Annotated in this window: 18 protein-coding genes; 8 read left to right on the forward strand and 10 right to left on the reverse strand. The window is 60.0% G+C overall.

The window, feature by feature from the left end:
• Positions 1 to 90 precede the first annotated feature (90 nt).
• Entirely contained in the window at positions 91 to 861 is a 771-nt protein-coding gene (locus ASD36_RS09395; protein ID WP_060503004.1) for a gamma-glutamyl-gamma-aminobutyrate hydrolase family protein, read from the forward strand.
• On the opposite strand, the gene ASD36_RS09400 is transcribed toward ASD36_RS09395, so the two are convergent.
• The 3 genes from ASD36_RS09400 to ASD36_RS09410 form a co-directional block, all read right to left on the reverse strand.
• The gene (locus tag ASD36_RS09400) at positions 858 to 1829 is read right to left on the reverse strand and encodes a 2-hydroxyacid dehydrogenase (protein ID WP_060503005.1); all 972 of its coding nucleotides are present in this window, start codon (positions 1827 to 1829) and stop codon (positions 858 to 860) included. The genes ASD36_RS09395 and ASD36_RS09400 overlap by 4 nt on opposite strands.
• A gap of 28 nt (positions 1830 to 1857) precedes the next feature.
• On the reverse strand, positions 1858 to 2886 hold the full coding sequence (locus ASD36_RS09405; protein WP_060503006.1) for a LacI family DNA-binding transcriptional regulator: 1029 nt from the start codon (positions 2884 to 2886) through the stop codon (positions 1858 to 1860).
• Positions 2887 to 2991: 105 nt separating this feature from the next.
• Entirely contained in the window at positions 2992 to 3492 is a 501-nt protein-coding gene (locus tag ASD36_RS09410) for a MarR family transcriptional regulator (protein ID WP_060503007.1), read from the reverse strand.
• Positions 3493 to 3586: 94 nt separating this feature from the next.
• Here ASD36_RS09410 and ASD36_RS09415 point away from each other — a divergent pair, with 94 nt between their 5' ends.
• From ASD36_RS09415 to ASD36_RS09430, 4 genes are all read left to right on the forward strand, one after another.
• Positions 3587 to 4378 (forward strand): creatininase family protein, encoded by a 792-nt coding sequence (locus ASD36_RS09415; protein WP_060503008.1) that lies wholly within the window; start codon positions 3587 to 3589, stop codon positions 4376 to 4378.
• Positions 4379 to 4498: 120 nt separating this feature from the next.
• Positions 4499 to 5626 carry a GTP-binding protein gene (locus ASD36_RS09420; RefSeq protein WP_060503009.1) on the forward strand — a complete coding sequence of 376 codons (1128 nt, stop codon included), beginning with the start codon at positions 4499 to 4501 and terminating at the stop codon, positions 5624 to 5626.
• Positions 5626 to 6615, forward strand: a complete 990-nt coding sequence (locus ASD36_RS09425; RefSeq protein ID WP_060503010.1) for a WD40 repeat domain-containing protein — start codon at positions 5626 to 5628, stop codon at positions 6613 to 6615. The genes ASD36_RS09420 and ASD36_RS09425 overlap by 1 nt, the downstream gene beginning before the upstream one ends.
• Before the next feature lie 63 nt (positions 6616 to 6678).
• On the forward strand, positions 6679 to 7245 hold the full coding sequence (locus ASD36_RS09430) for a helix-turn-helix domain-containing protein (protein WP_060503011.1): 567 nt from the start codon (positions 6679 to 6681) through the stop codon (positions 7243 to 7245).
• A gap of 10 nt (positions 7246 to 7255) precedes the next feature.
• Here the strand turns inward: ASD36_RS09430 and ASD36_RS09435 are convergent, their stop codons facing one another.
• From ASD36_RS09435 to odc2, 4 genes are all read right to left on the reverse strand, one after another.
• Positions 7256 to 7699: a glyoxalase superfamily protein gene (locus ASD36_RS09435; RefSeq protein WP_060503012.1), complete on the reverse strand. Its 444-nt coding sequence runs from the start codon at positions 7697 to 7699 to the stop codon at positions 7256 to 7258.
• A gap of 306 nt (positions 7700 to 8005) precedes the next feature.
• Positions 8006 to 8692, reverse strand: coding sequence for an OmpW family protein (locus ASD36_RS09440; RefSeq protein WP_060503013.1), 687 nt, complete (start codon positions 8690 to 8692; stop codon positions 8006 to 8008).
• A 204-nt stretch (positions 8693 to 8896) separates the two neighbouring features.
• Positions 8897 to 9475, reverse strand: a complete 579-nt coding sequence (locus tag ASD36_RS09445; protein WP_060503014.1) for an N-acetyltransferase — start codon at positions 9473 to 9475, stop codon at positions 8897 to 8899.
• 87 nt (positions 9476 to 9562) lie between these two features.
• A complete protein-coding gene (gene odc2, locus ASD36_RS09450) occupies positions 9563 to 10696 on the reverse strand; it encodes an ornithine/lysine decarboxylase (protein ID WP_060503015.1) in 1134 nt (377 codons plus the stop codon).
• 710 nt (positions 10697 to 11406) lie between these two features.
• On the opposite strand from odc2, the gene ASD36_RS09455 reads away from it, so the two are divergent.
• The 3 genes from ASD36_RS09455 (at position 11407) to ASD36_RS09465 (ending at position 14052) form a co-directional block, all read left to right on the forward strand.
• Complete coding sequence (locus tag ASD36_RS09455) at positions 11407 to 12306, forward strand: LysR family transcriptional regulator (protein ID WP_060503016.1); 900 nt, start codon at positions 11407 to 11409, stop codon at positions 12304 to 12306.
• A gap of 97 nt (positions 12307 to 12403) precedes the next feature.
• Entirely contained in the window at positions 12404 to 13045 is a 642-nt protein-coding gene (locus ASD36_RS09460; RefSeq protein ID WP_060503017.1) for a DUF1007 family protein, read from the forward strand.
• On the forward strand, positions 13039 to 14052 hold the full coding sequence (locus ASD36_RS09465) for a nickel/cobalt transporter (RefSeq protein WP_060503018.1): 1014 nt from the start codon (positions 13039 to 13041) through the stop codon (positions 14050 to 14052). Before ASD36_RS09460 ends, ASD36_RS09465 begins: the two co-directional genes overlap by 7 nt.
• A gap of 4 nt (positions 14053 to 14056) precedes the next feature.
• On the opposite strand, the gene ASD36_RS09470 is transcribed toward ASD36_RS09465, so the two are convergent.
• The 3 genes from ASD36_RS09470 to ASD36_RS09480 all read right to left on the reverse strand — a co-directional run bounded on the left by ASD36_RS09470 (position 14057) and on the right by ASD36_RS09480 (position 15874).
• Positions 14057 to 14272, reverse strand: a complete 216-nt coding sequence (locus ASD36_RS09470) for a hypothetical protein (protein ID WP_060503019.1) — start codon at positions 14270 to 14272, stop codon at positions 14057 to 14059.
• A complete protein-coding gene (locus ASD36_RS09475; protein ID WP_060503020.1) occupies positions 14269 to 14961 on the reverse strand; it encodes a GNAT family protein in 693 nt (230 codons plus the stop codon). Before ASD36_RS09475 ends, ASD36_RS09470 begins: the two co-directional genes overlap by 4 nt.
• 133 nt (positions 14962 to 15094) lie before the next feature.
• Entirely contained in the window at positions 15095 to 15874 is a 780-nt protein-coding gene (locus ASD36_RS09480) for a tellurite resistance TerB family protein (RefSeq protein WP_060503021.1), read from the reverse strand.
• Positions 15875 to 15992 lie beyond the last annotated feature (118 nt).

A 15992-nucleotide genomic window follows, 5' to 3' on the forward strand; every position in this document is an offset into this window, starting at 1 on the left:
ACTTCTCCCCTCCCTGAGCGCAATGGCTTTATACCGTGATATGAGGCTGGGCTTCGAGCGAGGTGACCAGCCGTAGGTGGAGATCCAGCAGTGCCCAAACCCGTTGTTGCCATACCCGCTGATTTCAGGTCCTTCGACGGCAATGTTTGGCATGCCACGCCGCATCAATATGTTCGCGCTGCTGTCGAAGGCTCCGGCGTTATGACATTCCTGGTGCCAGCCCTTGAGAGTGGCAACGATGCCGATGAAATCCTCGACCGGGTGGACGGCGTTCTCGTCAGCGGATCGCGCACCAATGTGCATCCCTCCCTCTATGGACAGGAACCGTCGGAGGCCTATGGTCCCTTCGATCCCGGCCGCGACGCGACAAGTCTGCCGCTGATCCGCCGCGCGTTGGAACGGGGCGTGCCTTTGCTTGCCATTTGCCGCGGCATCCAGGAATTGAACGTTGTCCTGGGCGGCACGCTGGCAAACGAAATCCAGGACCTGCCCGGCATCTCGGATCACCGCAAGCCGGATGTGCCGGAACTCGATATCGCCTACGGCATCCGCCAGAACGTCATCATCAAGGAAGGCAGCTGCCTCGCTTCGGTGCTCGGCGCTGGCGAAGTACAGGTGAATTCGCTGCACCGGCAGGCGATCTCGAAGGCCGCCCCGCGTCTCGCTGTCGAGGCCATCGCCGAAGACGGCACGATCGAGGCGGTATCGGTCATCGACGCCAAGGCCTTTGCCGTCGGCGTGCAATGGCACCCGGAATACTGGGTCGGCAAGGACGCTCCGTCCTCGACCCTGTTTCAGGCCTTTGGCGATGCGGTTCGCGCCTATGCCGAAACAAAGAAGAAGGCGTTGACGGCTGTTTAAGCCGTCTTCCGCTTGAACGGCGTTTCCGGCACTGGCGTCAATGCGGCACCGGTATCGAACCACGCAACGAGATTATCCACGACCAGATCGGCCATCGCATTGCGCGTCGCTTGCGAGGCTGAGCCGACATGCGGCAGCAGCGAGAGGTTCGGCAGGGAAAGCAGCGCCTCGGGCACATGCGGCTCGTTCTCGAAGACATCGAGGCCGGCTGCCGCGATGACGCCGCGCTGCAAGGCATCGGCAAGGGCAGCCTCATCCACGGTGGTGCCGCGGCCGACGTTGATCAATACACCCTGTGGCCCCAAGGCCTCCAGGACGCTGGCGTTGATGGTTTTGCGGGTGCTTTCGGTGCCTGGCACGATCACGATGATCGTATCGACCGCCTCTGCCATTCCCTTGAGCGTTGGATAATGGGTGTAGGCCAGCCCCTCACGCGGCGTGCGGGTATGATAGGCGATGGAAACGCCGAACGCTTCCAGTCTCTTGGCAATCGCCAGCCCGATACGGCCGAGACCATAAAGGCCGACCGTCCGGCCGCGCAGGGTCAAGGGCGAAAGGCCAAAGGCTCCGTCTTTGACCCAGCGGCCCTGGCGCAGCCATTGTTCGGCGACGGGAAAACGGCGCAGGGTGTTGAGGAGCAGGCCAATCGCGGTATCGGCCACCTCATCCGTGAGCACATCCGGCGTATTGGTGACGGCAACGCCACGCTTGGCCGCATGCCCGGCATCGACACCATCATATCCGACACCAAAGCTGGCGATGATCTCGAGATTGGGAAACGCATCGATGAATTCAGCCGCGATTTTGCCCTGAACGGCGATACCGGAAACACTGGATGCAAGGTCAGCCGTCACCAGGCCGGGATCAGCGGCTACGATGAAAACAGGCTCAAAATGAGCCGGCAAACGGTCGAGCACACGCTGGCTCATTTTTCCGGGTACGAGAATACGCGGGCGACCGTTGGGCATGGTTTGCTCCTTGCGGAATTGGATCGAATTATTCGGAGGGATTGGGCCGAAACGGGCCGGTCGACTGGCGTATCCGCATTTCCGGCTTGATCAGGTGGATACCATCCGGCTCATGGCTGCCGTTCAGCTTATCAAGCAGCGCACGGGCGGCACTGCGGCCGACATCAGACTGTCCGTTCCAAACGGTGGTCAGCGCCGGCGTGGAGATCGAGGCTTCCTCGAGATCGTCGTAACCGGTGACCGACACATCGCGGCCGGGCACAAGACCGGCGCGGGCAATGCCATTCATCATGCCGATGGCGACAAGATCATTCCAGCAGACGACGGCCGTCGGCTTTTGCGGCAGCGACAACAGATGAACGGCAGCCTCGAAACCGCCCTGCATCGACCGGGGGCCGGGAATGCGCAGGTCCGGATCGACATCGATATTGGCCTTGCGCAGCGCGTTGACGTAGCCCTGATAGCGATCACGTCCTGTCGAGGTCTGGTCCGTGCCACCGACCATGGCGATGACACGATGACCAAGGCTGATCAGATGGTTGGTCGCGAGAGAAATGCCGTAGGCATCATCACCCCGGAAGATCGGCACATCGAGGCCTTCGATCGAACGGGCAATCAGGATTGCCGGCATGCCATTGTCTTCGGCGAGCTGGATGTCCTCCGGCGGCGTGCCGATGGCAGGCGACATGATGACGCCGTCGCCGCCCAGCTGTAGCAGGGTTTCGATGAAGGCGCGCTGTTTTTCGACGGAATCGTAATGGTTGGACAGAATGAAGGTTTGCCGGTCGCGATCGAGCTCAGCCTCGATGGCTTTCAGGATTTCGCCGTAGAACGGGTTCATGATGTCGTGCACGACAACACCGATAATGCCGGAACGGGACGTCCGAAGGCTGGCTGCGCGGCGATTGTAGATATAACCGAGTGCGCGCGCCTGATCCTTGATCTTGTCGCGGGTCATGGCCGCAACAAGCGGACTATCGCGCAAAGCCAGGGAAACGGTCGCCGTGGACACACCAAGCGTTTCCGCAATGGTGGAGAGCTTGATCTTCTGCGCCACGTTTCCCCCTCAGATATCCCGGCTAAATACCGCTATTTTTAAATCCTCTTTAAACTGTTTAAATTGCAACCGCAATCTCCAATTAAGGCACGATCGGAGAAGGGATTATTCGGCGGCGGCCGTGCCCTGAAGGTTGCCATCGACCGTGCGCAGAAGCTTCATTAGGGTCTTGATCTGCTTTTCGCTCAAGCCCTTCGTCGCCATGTCTTCAGAGGTCTTGCCCGCTTCAGCAATGGTCTGGAGGCGGTCGCGGCCGGTGGTGGTCAGATAGACCTTGGTCAGCCGTGCGTCCTCGTCATCGGCGCGGCGCTCCAGAAACCCTTGCGCTTCCATCCGGCCGACAGTGCGGGTCATCGTCGGTGCCTTGACGCCGAGCTTCATCGCCAGGACACCGGCGGTCAGACCATCGGTCTCGGCCAGCGCCAGCATGACGCCGTCCTGACCGGCATAGAGACCACTATCGAGGAGATTGCGCGACAACACCGTGCGCATCGAGCGCGCCGCCTGCACCAGCACCGATGCAAGGTCCTGTGCGTGGACTTCGATGTCATGATGTTTTTTCTTGCCGCCCTTGGCTTTCTTTTCGGCCTTGCTCTTCTTTCCCATCGGTCCTCCACCAAATTTCTTGCACGGCCATCCGTCACCTGTATGACTCGAATGACCTTCATACCGCAAGTACAACCGAAAGGCTCTCAGGAGCATGACAGTCCCCGCACCGCGTTGGAAAGACAATGATTCCGATCTGCCGGCCGCAGCAAGAGCGGACTGGATCGCCGTGCTGCCGCTCGGTGCCCATGAACAGCACGGACCACACCTGCCGTTCGAGACGGATACGCTGATTGCCGAAGGTTTCGCTGAACGGATCATCGCCCGCCTGCCACCGGCCCTGCCCGTCACGTTCCTACCGGTGGAACCCGTTGGCTATTCGATCGAGCATCTGGATGTCGAAGGCACCCGTTCACTGGGATACGATGAGGCGGTGCAGCGCTGGCTGGGCATCGCGCAGAATCTGAACGACAAAGGCATCCGCAAATTCGTCATGCTGAACGCGCATGGCGGCAACTCGCCACTGATGACCATTGTTGCGACGGAAGCGCGGGTGCGGTTCGGCATGCTGGCGGTGACGACGAGCTGGACGCGGTTCGGGCAACCAGATGGGTGGATGAGGCCGCAGGACAAAGCCATCGACATTCATGGTGGCGATATCGAAACCTCGGTGATGCTGGCGATGTATCCAGACCGGGTAGATATGTCGAAAGCGCAGAGCTTCACGTCACACCAGTCCGATTTCGCCGATCGTTTCAAACATCTGCGCGCCTATGGGCCGCACGCTTTCGGCTGGAAGATGACGGACTTGAACGAACAGGGTGTCGCCGGCGATGCCTCAGCGGCCACTGCAGAGCGCGGCGAGCAACTGATTGCCCATGCGGCCTCCGGCATTATCCAGTTGCTGGAGGATGTTGCCGCCTTCGATCTTTCGAACCTGCACTGACCCGCATGGTGCGCAGAAAAACGGCGTGAAGTTCACGCCCCCATTTGCGCTGGGGCTCACCATCTCCTATATCAGCATCACCCCCATGCCCGTAGGCATCCCGAATTTTCCGAGGTTCCCATGACCGAAGCAACCACAGCTGCCGCCAAGCCCATTCCCGTCACCGTGCTCACCGGTTATCTCGGCGCCGGCAAAACGACGCTCCTGAACCGCATCCTGTCTGAAAACCACGGCAAGAAATACGCTGTTATCGTCAACGAATTCGGCGAGATCGGCATCGACAACGACCTGATCGTCGAATCCGACGAAGAAATCTATGAAATGAACAATGGCTGTGTCTGCTGCACGGTGCGCGGCGACCTGATCCGCGTCGTCGAAGGCCTGATGCGCCGCCCGGGCCGCTTCGATGCGATCATCGTCGAAACCACAGGCCTTGCCGATCCGGTACCGGTTGCCCAGACCTTCTTCATGGATGATGATGTGCGCGCCAAGACCGAACTCGACGCTGTTGTCGCGCTGGTCGATGCCAAGCATCTGCCGCTGCGTCTGAAGGATTCGCGCGAAGCCGAAGACCAGATCGCCTTTGCCGACGTCGTGCTGCTCAACAAGACCGATCTCGTCACGCCGGAAGAACTGGCCAAGATCGAAGCGACGGTGCGGGCGATCAATCCGTCGGCGCGCATCCATCGTACCGAACGCTCGAATATCGACCTGACGAAAGTGCTCGACCAGGGCGCTTTCAGCCTGGAACGGGCACTGGAAAACGAGCCGCATTTCCTTGAGCAGGATCATCACGACCACGATCATACCTGCGGTCCGGATTGCGGCCACGATCATCATCACCATGATCACGACCATCATCACCACGATCATGATCATCACGGCCACGAACACCATCATCACGACCATGCCCCCTCGCCGATCCATGACGTTACGGTGCAGTCGGTTTCGCTGCGCGGTGGTGAAATGAACGCCGAGCGCTTCTTCCCGTGGATCCAGAAGATCACCCAGACGGAAGGTCCCAATATCCTGCGCCTCAAGGGCATCATCGCCTTCAAGGACGATCCCGAACGCTATGTTGTGCAGGGCGTGCACATGATCATCGAAGGCGACCACCAGCGCGCCTGGAAGGACGGCGAGAAACACGAAAGCCGCCTCGTCTTCATCGGCCGCGAACTCGACCGCGAAAAACTCGAACGCACGTTCAAGGCGTGTGAAGCCGCTCCCGCCGGAGCCGCAGCTTACTGATGCCGACAGTTGCTCCTCTCGATCTCCAGGGTCACGTCGCCGGCGTGGCCTTTCTCGGCGACATACCGTTCTTTGCCGAATCCTCCGGCCTCGTCCATCGCCTCGATCACGGCCATAAAACCGTCGAGGCGCACGAAGGCCTGCTTTCCTCCATCCGCGACGAAGCGAGCGACACGCTGCTGACCGGCGGTGAGGATGGCAAGGTGCTGCGGATCAAGGCGGACGGCACGGTGAGCGAGCTTGCCAATGTTCCGCGCAAATGGATTTCGCAGGTCGCTGCCGGACCACAAGGCGCCATTGCGTATGCCTATGGCAAGACAGCGCATGTGCGGCTGGCCGATGGAACAATCAAGGATTTCGCCGAGGAACGCACGGTCGAGGGCATCGCCTTTGCACCGAAGGGCCTGCGCATAGCGGTTGCGCGCTACAACGGCGTCTCCCTGCATTGGGTGGCGATGGCGAGCCAACCGGTCGATCTTGAATGGAAGGGCGCTCATACCGGCGTTACCTTCTCGCCCGACGGCCGTTTCGTCGTCACCTCCATGCAGGAAAATGCGCTGCACGGCTGGAAGCTCGATACCAAGCCCGGCGCCGAGACCCGGCATATGCGGATGACCGGCTACCCGGCCAAGATCAAATCAGTTTCATGGTCCGCCAAGGGCAAGTGGCTTGCCTCTTCCGGGGCACCGGCCGCCATCGTCTGGCCCTTCCAGGCCAAGGACGGCCCGATGGGCAAGGCGCCGCTGGAACTCGGCACCCGTGCCAATATCATGGTCACCCAGGTCTGCTGCCATCCCGTCGAAGAGATTGCGGCCATCGGTTATGCCGATGGCATGATCATGGTGGTGCGCTTCGCCGACAGCAAGGAAGTGTTGCTGCGCCGTCCCGGCAAGGGCGCGATATCAGCCATGGCCTGGAACAAGAACGGTCGGCAGCTTGCCTTCGGCTCAGAGGCGGGCGATTGCGGCGTGGTCGATATCGCCGGCTGACCTTGCGCCCTCAGCATCGGCGGCAGGCTTGACGATAAAGGTCTGCCGCGCGAAAACCTTTGAATGCTGTTCAAAAAGGACGTGCTCGAGGAGATCGCGAAAGGCGCCGTGACTCTGGCATTCCGGCGCTGGCAGAAGCCGACCGTGCGGGCCGGCGGGACGCTACGCACCGCTGCCGGCGTGCTGGCCATCAATGCGATCGATATGACGGACGCTGGCAGCCTCACCGATGAGGATGCTTCCCGTTCAGGCCATTCGTCGTTGGACGCGTTGCTTGCCGATATCGCGGGACAACGTGCAGGTACCCTCTATCGCATCGCCTTCCATGTTGCAAGCGCCGACCCGAGAGTTAAGTTGCGTGACATCTGCAGTTTTGGCCTTGGCGAACGGGACGAACTGCGGCGCCGCCTGACAGCCTTTGATGCTGACACTCCCTGGACATTGCAAACGCTGCGGCTGATCGCGGCGCGCGAAGGCATCACGGCCGGAGAGCTTGCCACGAGCATCGGCTTTGAAAAGGCCGCCCTCAAGCAGAAAATCCGCAAGCTGAAGGAACTCGGCCTGACGGAAAGTCTGCAGAGCGGCTATCGCATCTCGCCGCGAGGACGCACATTCCTCGCGGAAATCTGAGTATCCGTTTTCACCACGCCAACTCCACCTGCGGCCGGCCATTCGACGTTTTCTCAACCGTTCGTCCTGTCTCGTCGATCGTGCAGTGGACGCGCTTGCGGAAGGCGGAGAAACTATCAAAGGTGACGACATCCACGGGCTCATCGAAATCCAGCGTTAGCCGGTAACGGCCCGGCTGCGCAGTCACGGCCTGCACCCCGAGAATGGTCGCTTCAAACGGCTGGCCGAGATAGTGACCCTTGACTCGCGAGCCGAGCATCCACGGATTGAGCGGCGGCCGGTTGCCCACCACGGCATGCAGCGTGTTCCAGTCGCGAAATCCGTATTGCGCGGCCAGAAGTTCCAGCGATTTCGAATGGGTGATGTCCTGACCATCGGCACCAAGACCGGCACGCAGCCGCTTTGCCTGATCTTTCAGGGCATCGAGTGAGGGAAGCGGGATCGATCCACGCATCGTTCAGTCTCCAACATGGAGCGTGCAATCATCCGGAGGGGGTCCGCCTTGCCACCGTTCGCACGCCACAATCATGGACGACCGAAAAGGAACGAGAGACTTCACCAAAAGCTTGGAGCTTGCGGACGGCCGGGGCTCTCACCCGTTGGCGGACATCTAATCCATTGCGCAGATACTGTCAAACATCCGGCCCAACGAGAAACGGTGGGCGTTACCTTCCGGTATCGCCCACCGTTATGATGCAGAACCGCTCGGCCACAGGGAAAGCAGGTCCTGCCCCTCGCCCTGCGTCTCAAATGTCAGCGGCTAGAAACGATAGGTAATACCCGTACCGATCAGCCAGGGATCGATCTTGGCCTTGCCGCTCAAAGGACCAAGCGTATCATGATCAGCCGACCATTCGGTTTTGAGGAAAATCTTCTTCACGTCGAAGTTGACGCCCCAATTGTCGTCCAGCATGTAGTCGAAACCGACCTGAAGCGCTGCGCCCAAATGGCTCTTGACGTCGAGATTGCTGAAACCGGGCTTCTCAGACTGATTGTAGAACAGCGAATAGTTGACGCCCGCCCCGACATAGGGCTTGAACGCGCCGAAATCGGTGAAGTGGTATTGCAGCGTCAGAGTGGGCGGCAGCAGCCAGGCCTTGCCAACCGGCACACCCACCGCGCCATCCTCATGGATATTGGCATAAGTGGTGCCGAGGATCAGTTCGGCCGCGATATTGTCGGTGAAAAAATAGCTGATATCGAGCTCCGGGATCAGCGTATCCGAATAACTGAGATCGGAGCCGGGCACGCCGTCGATGGAGCCAGTGTCGCGCGTGATGACGCCAAGCGCACGCACACGTATCTGCCAGGGATTGCGCGCCGTCAGGGTCTCGATGGAGACCGGCTCCAGCGGAGCCTGCGCCAAATCCGCCGCTGCGGCTTGCCCCGTCACAAACAATGCACATCCCGCCACCAGCGCAGCGATGACTTCACGCCCGTATCCCATATTGCCTCTCCTTGAAATGTCGAATGACCTTGGCAAGGGAGGGCTACGCCGACGCGGCAGCAATGCTTTGATTCAAATCAATTTATGAGAGAAGCGGCGATCCAATTTCCCAAACGGGAAACAACCGGCCAAGACCGTTGCATCCCTGTCACAGGAGAAGCCCCGCCCCCTGGAGGCAGGCGGGGCTTTTGCAACATTGGCGGATTACCGTGCCGCCCTGGCAAAGGTGCAGCCGCTCGCCACCATGATGCCGGCAGCCCCCTCCAGCCAGCCGTCCTTGAGCTCCAGCGCCAGAAAACGGTGGCGCTCGAACGGACCGGGCATGACGAGATGGCGGGCCTTTTCAGCGAAAAAGCCGAAGCGCTCATAGTAAGGCGCATCACCAACGAGCAGAATGGCACCGTGGCCGCGGGACTTCGCCTCACCGATGGCTGCGCGCATCAGCGCGCCGCCTATGCCCTTGCCCTCATGGGCGCAATCGACAGCCAGCGGGCCAAGCATCAAGGCATCAACCGGAACGCCTTCGCGGCTCACGCCAGCCTCGACATTCCACAGGCGCACGGTGCCGATGACGTGACCATCCGGATCGCGGGCAACCAACGCCAGGCCTTCGGCCGGTACACGGCCACGGCGCAGCGCCTCGGACGACTTGCGGCGGCGGTTTGGACCCATGGTGAGGTCAAGCAGGTTTTCGCGCGCGACAACGTCGCCCGGGTTTTCCGCGTCGATGGTAAAGGAATTCTGCGCAAAGAATGCGCGGACAGAATCAAGAACAGCGGCCATCGGGGCCTCCCGCACTCAAAACCGATTCAAACGGTATCGAAAACAAATTGTGAGGGTGCTGCTCCGGCGTGAACCGGAGCAGGCTTTTTAGATCACGTAAGCCTTCAGCGGATCGAAGCCATTGAAGGCAACAGCCGAGTAGGTCGTCGTGTAGGCGCCGGTGCCTTCGATCAGGACTTCGTCACCGATCGAGAGCGTGATCGGCAGCGGGTACATGTTCTTCTCGTACAGCACGTCGGCCGAATCGCAGGTCGGGCCGGCCAGAACGCAAGGCTCCATTTCGTCGGCATCATGGATCGTGCGGATCGGGTAACGGATCGCTTCGTCCATGGTTTCGGCGAGACCGCCGAACTTGCCGATGTCGAGGAACACCCAGCGGTGATTGTCATTGTCCGACTTCTTCGAGATCAGGACGACCTCCGCCTTGATCACACCGGCATTGCCAACCATGCCGCGGCCCGGCTCGATGATCGTTTCCGGCAGGTTGTTGCCGAAGTGCTTGCGCAGCGAACCGAAGATCGCCTTGCCATAGGCTTCAGCCGACGGCACGTCGCGCAAGTACTTGGTCGGGAAACCGCCGCCCATGTTGACCATCTTCAGCTCGATGCCCTGCTTGGCCAGCTGAACGAAGACGCGCTTGGCATCGGCAAGGGCCGAATCCCAGGCGTCGACCTTGGTCATCTGCGAGCCGACATGGAACGAAACGCCGTACGAAACCAGGCCCAGCTGATGCGCGTAGACGAGAACGTCGACGGCCATCTGCGGAACGCAGCCGAACTTGCGCGACAGCGGCCATTCGGCGCCTTCGCCATCCGTCAGGACACGGCAGAACACGCGGGCACCGGGAGCGGCACGGGAAATCTTTTCGACTTCCTCGTGGCTATCGACAGCAAACAGCGAAACGCCGAGCGCATGCGCCTTGGCGACATCGCGTTCTTTCTTGATGGTGTTGCCGAAGGAAACACGCGACGCAGTCGCACCGGCATCGAGCGCCATTTCGATTTCAGCGACGGACGCGCAATCGAAGTTGGAGCCCATGGATGCGAGCAGGCGCAGTATTTCCGGCGACGGATTTGCCTTGACGGCATAGTAGATCGAGCTATCCGGCAGAGCGTGACGGAAAGCCTTGAAATTGTCGCGCACGACATCGAGGTCAACCACGAGGCAAGGACCTTCGGGACGTCGGGTGTTCAGGAAGTCGATGATACGTGCAGTCGTCATGGTTCTATCCCCAATCAGGTACGCTCCACGAAAACGTGGAGGACAAAGGACATACGCGAACATGCCCCGGAACCAGCCGGTGGAGACCCCGGATCCAGACATGCGCACGATGCGCGAATGATGGAACAACGCTCCGCCAAGAGCTTTGATCCGCTTTGTCTGCCATTGATTGGAAGGATGACCTACCGCACTTCCGGCAATGAAGGTGTGCCTCTTCAGTAACCCCCGCTGATGGAAAGCAGGGAGAGAACAAAAAGGCCCGCACCGTCGTTGCTTCGGATGTCCTCGCATTTTCCGGTTGGCCGGAATAGCGACTGGAGGGGTTAATTCCAGGTACCTTACCGATTTCCTCACCAATTCGAGGGTCGGCGGACAGCCATGGGCACGTGCGACTTTGGGCTGAAGCGGAGATAAGAAAAAACCTTGTCGTAATCAAGACTTTTTTCACATTGGCTGCTGATTTTTTATGCGCGCCAAAACCCGTTAAGATGTTCAGATTTCCTGAACAATCTCCGCCAACCCGTCGCAGAAACCAACGTCTTGTTTTAAGATCGTTTTTGGAGCGGTGCGGCAGCGGCCGGCGGAGGTGACAAACGTTAACGCCGTAACAGTTCTTCGTCTTTACGCAACGCCGGTCTATCGTTGCAACGGCCCCAAACCGCGAATCAGAAACAGGGCAGCAGCCCGAGCAGGCAGGATAAAGCAGCCCGATGGATACACTGACACGCATCCGCGCCTTCATCGATGTCGTCGATGCCGAGGGATTTTCCGCAGCCGCCCGGCGTGTCGGGCGCTCAAAGGCGCTCTTGTCCAAATATGTGCGGGAACTGGAAGACGAACTGGGCGCCCTTCTGCTCAACCGCACGACCCGGCAGTTTTCTCTGACTGAAGCCGGCCATACCTATTACCGGACGGCATCGGAGATCCTCAAGGAGATCGACAATCTCGCCGATCTCGTCCGTGCCAGCAATTCCGACCTGAAAGGCCGGTTGCGCATTTCCGCGCCGCGCACATTCGTCGACGCGGAGATCGGCCAGTCCTTGATCGATTTCGGTAAGGCGCATCCGGAACTGTCATTGGAAATCATCTCCGACGACCGTTTTGTCGATCTGGTCGAGGAAGGTTTTGACGTGGCTATCCGCATCACCAAGCTGGAGGATTCGACACTGATCGCCCGCAAGCTTGACGATTTCCAGGTTCTGTACTGCGCGACACCGGCATTCCTCGAAGAATTCGGACCGATTAACCACCCATCCGAGCTGTCGCGGCACGCCTGCATCATCGATACCAACGGCCGTTCCTACAGCAATTGGCGCTTCACCGAGCCGGATGGCACAGGGTTCAGTGTTCCCGTGGGCGGCCCGATCGAAGTCAACAGTCCGCTGGCCGCCGTGCGCGCGGCGGAATCCGGCATGGGCGTCGCCAGCATTCCCGATTTCATCGCCCGGCCGAAAGTGGCCGCCGGTACGCTGGTTTCCATTTTCGAAGACTACATACCAAAGGATCGCGGCATCTACGCGATCTATCCGCATCGGCGTTATCTGCCGACCAAAGTGCGCACATTCGTCGACTTCCTGCATCAGTGGTTTCGCAAGAACGCGGAAAATTGACCGGGCCACGATGGGCAGAAGTCCCAATTCCGTCCCATTTACCCCACATTGCATGAATGCTGCGTTGCGCCAAAACAGCCAGAGGAATCACGACAGAATGAAACGATCGTCCCTGATCCTGACGGTAGCGGCTGTGCTTGCGCCCGGCGCAGCACTCGCTCATCCGCATATTTTCGCCGAGGCGCGGCTGGAAATCGTTGCGGATGCGACCAACCAGATCACCGAACTGCGCAATGTCTGGCGTTTTGACGAGTTGTTTTCCGCCAGCGTGGTGATGGATTTCGACAAGAACTCCAATGCGCAACTCGATCCCGATGAACTGCAGGAGGTCGGCCAGACGGTTCTCGATTCCCTGCAGGAATACAATTACTACACGACGATCACCGACAACGGCAAAACCATCAAGGTCAGCAAGCCGGACGAAATCACGGCTGATTACAAGGACGGCCAGTTGCTCTTAATGTTCGCCGTCAAGCCTGCCGAGCCGATGCTGCTTAAGGGCAATATGTCATTCGGCGTCTATGATCCCACCATGTACACGGCGATGGATTTCCCGACCGACGGCGATCTCGTTGCGGTTGGCGACCAGTTGAACGCCTGCGAGCACAAGGTGGTCCGTCCCGACCCGGATGAAGTGCTTGCCCAGAATCAGGCAAGCCTCACCGACGCCTTCTTCAACGATCCGACAGGAACCGACATGTCGAAGATGTTTGCCACACGAATCGAGTTCAAATGCTGATGCTGCGGCATCCCGCGCGCCTGCTGGGTTTGGCGCTGGCTCTGGCCGCCGCCGGCATCAGCATCGCCCACGCACAGTCGCCGCTCGGTATCGGCACCGCTGAGCCGGCCTTCAATACCAGCGGCATTTTCGGCGGCTTCTTCGCCTGGATCAACATGGAGCAGCAGCGTTTCTACCACACGCTGACAGAGGCGATCAAAGCCATGCGGGACGACCCGTGGCACCTCTGGTCGCTGATCGGCCTGTCCTTTGCCTATGGTGTGTTCCACGCTGCCGGCCCCGGTCACGGCAAGGCGGTCATTTCCTCTTACATGATCGCCAACGAGACCGAACTGAAGCGCGGCGTGCTCCTGTCCTTCCTGTCGTCGATGATGCAGGGAGGCGTCGCCATCCTGCTCGTCGGCGCCGCCTATCTGGTGCTGCGGGGATCATCAATCTCGATGACGCAGGCCACGCATTTCCTCGAAGTGGTCAGCTACGCCCTGATCGCTGCCTTTGGCGGCTGGCTGCTGTTTCGCAAGCTGAAGGCTATACGGACGCGGCGGCTGGCCCCAGTGGTTTCGTATGACCACGGACACGGCCACAGTCCTCACTCCCATGATCATGGCCATAGCCATGGGCCGGGCGAAGTCTGCGACACCTGCGGCCACGCACATGCACCCGATCCTTCAATGCTCAAGGGTGATCGCTTCGCGCTCCGCGAGGCCTGGTCGGCGATTGTTGCCGTGGGCTTGCGCCCCTGCTCCGGCGCGCTGATCGTGCTGAGCTTCGCGCTGTTAAACGGGCTTTATCTCGGCGGCGTTCTATCGGTCTTTGCCATGTCGATCGGCACGGCCATCACCGTCTCCGTGCTGGCGACGCTCGCCGTCACCGCCAAGGACCTGGCTGTGCGCTACGCGTCTAACGGATCATCGGCCATGCGCATCAGCAACGGCATCGAAATCTCCGGCGCCTTGCTGGTGCTGGTACTGGGCATTGTTCTGCTTGGGGCGTCGCTGCAGGGCTAAACCTTCAAAGTCCACGCCCGCGCTGGTATCGGGCGCGCAGCCAGAAGATCAGGAAGAAGCCGAGCACGAAAACCGCACCGAAGGCCGCGGCCAGCCAGGGCGAAAACGTGCCAAGCCAGAGCATGATTTTCGGCAGGATAAAGAAGCCGGCCCCGACGATGACCAGGATAACGGCCGCGGCGATCGCTGGCGAGTGTTCCTTCTTTTCCGGGGTATTCATGCGGTCTCCTTTTGCGCCAGTCCGGCGCGAATATCTTCAAGCTTTCGCTTCTGCGTGCCATCACCGGCAAAATTCTCAGGCGACAGCCAAGCTTCGAAAGCAGCGTTGAGCAACGGCCATTCGCCATCGATGATCGAGAACCATGCCGTATCGCGATTGGCGCGCTTCGACAACATGTGCTGGCGGAAGACCCCTTCAAAGCTGAAGCCAAGCCGGCTCGCCGTTTTCTTGCTGGCTTCATTACGGTTGTCGCATTTCCACTCGTATCGCCGGTATCCCAGGTCCTCGAAGGCGTGCCTGGCCATCAGGTAATGAACTTCGGTGGACAAGGGCGACCTGGCCATCGAAAAAGAATGCGCTACACCACCGACCTCGACCACACCATTGGCGGGATCGGGCCGCATGTAGTTGGCCATGCCGACGACATCGCCGCTGGCCTTGTCACAGAAGACTTCCGTAACCCAGCCGCCCTTCTGCACCGCCGTGAGCCAGGCATCGAAATCCTCGATGCCGCGAAAATCATCCTGCGAGAAATACTGAAGGCGCACATTGATCTCCAGACCACCAAAGGCTCGCCATAGCGCTTCCAGGTGGCTCACCCGATCATAAGGCACGATCCGCACATAACGGCCTTCCAGAGTCACCGGTTTCGGGGCCGGGCGGGCTGTCCAATTGGTCAAATCACGCATCTGCAAACTCCGGAAGAGACGACACCAGCAACCTTGAAACCGGCGCAGAAACCGCACCGGTCATAACAAAGGCTTTGACGCTGGCATAGGACAGCTCAGGCATCGGCACAAATGCAAAGTGATGATGGATTGATCACCACGGCGACTTGATTGGGGGCTGACCGGTCTGCGGCACCGAGGTCTGCTGCGGATTGGCCTGTGCTTCGATAACCGGTGTCTTGGCCGACGAGACCGTCGCCTCGATATGGTCGATCAGAGCATCGGCAAGGCCAAGGCGTCCGGCCAGTTGATCGAGATATCCGCGCTCGGCGCGGCTGTCGGCATCGATGGCAAGACGCGACGCGGTATAAAGCTCGACACGCTCCTCTTCGGTCACAGCCGCCGCGACGATGGCATCGAGGTCGACCGGCTGGCTTAGCTCCTCATGCAGGAACTGCTCAGCTTCCGAATCGAGGCCGGAGACTTTCACCTTGTCCATGATGCGGGCGCGCTCGACATCGTCGATGTGACCATCGGCGCGGGCGGCGGCAATCATGGCGCGGACCAGAACGAGCACAAAATCATTGCGAATGACAGCGGGTTCGGTGCTGAAGCCGGAATCGGCCGGTGGCGGCAGCAGTTCTGGCTGCGCCTGCGCTTCCGGCTGCGCGATAGGTTCCTTGCCGGCCTGATAATTCTTGTAGGCTTGGTAGCCAAGACCGGCGATGGCAGCGAGACCACCAAGTTTCAGGGCCGAGCCAGCCACCTGGCGGCCAGTACCGGTGCCGAGCAGAACGGCAGCGATGGCGCCGGCGGCCAGCGGATTGTCCTTGGCCAGCTGCGTCGCCTGACCGGCCCGCTCCCGCACCGATCCGCCAGCACCGGGGATTTGCGAACCCAAAAACTGATCCAGCAATTTCTTCGCATCAAACATTCGGTCCACTCCCTTGAGGCCGGTTTCGGTCGGAAAGAAACATAGGAATGCAACGACAGAAATACAAATGAAAGACGCCTGCCATGAAAAAGGCCGGGCGCACGCGCCCGGCCTTTTG

Source organism: Rhizobium sp. Root1334, from assembly GCF_001426665.1.
Taxonomy (GTDB): Bacteria; Pseudomonadota; Alphaproteobacteria; order Rhizobiales; family Rhizobiaceae; genus Pararhizobium.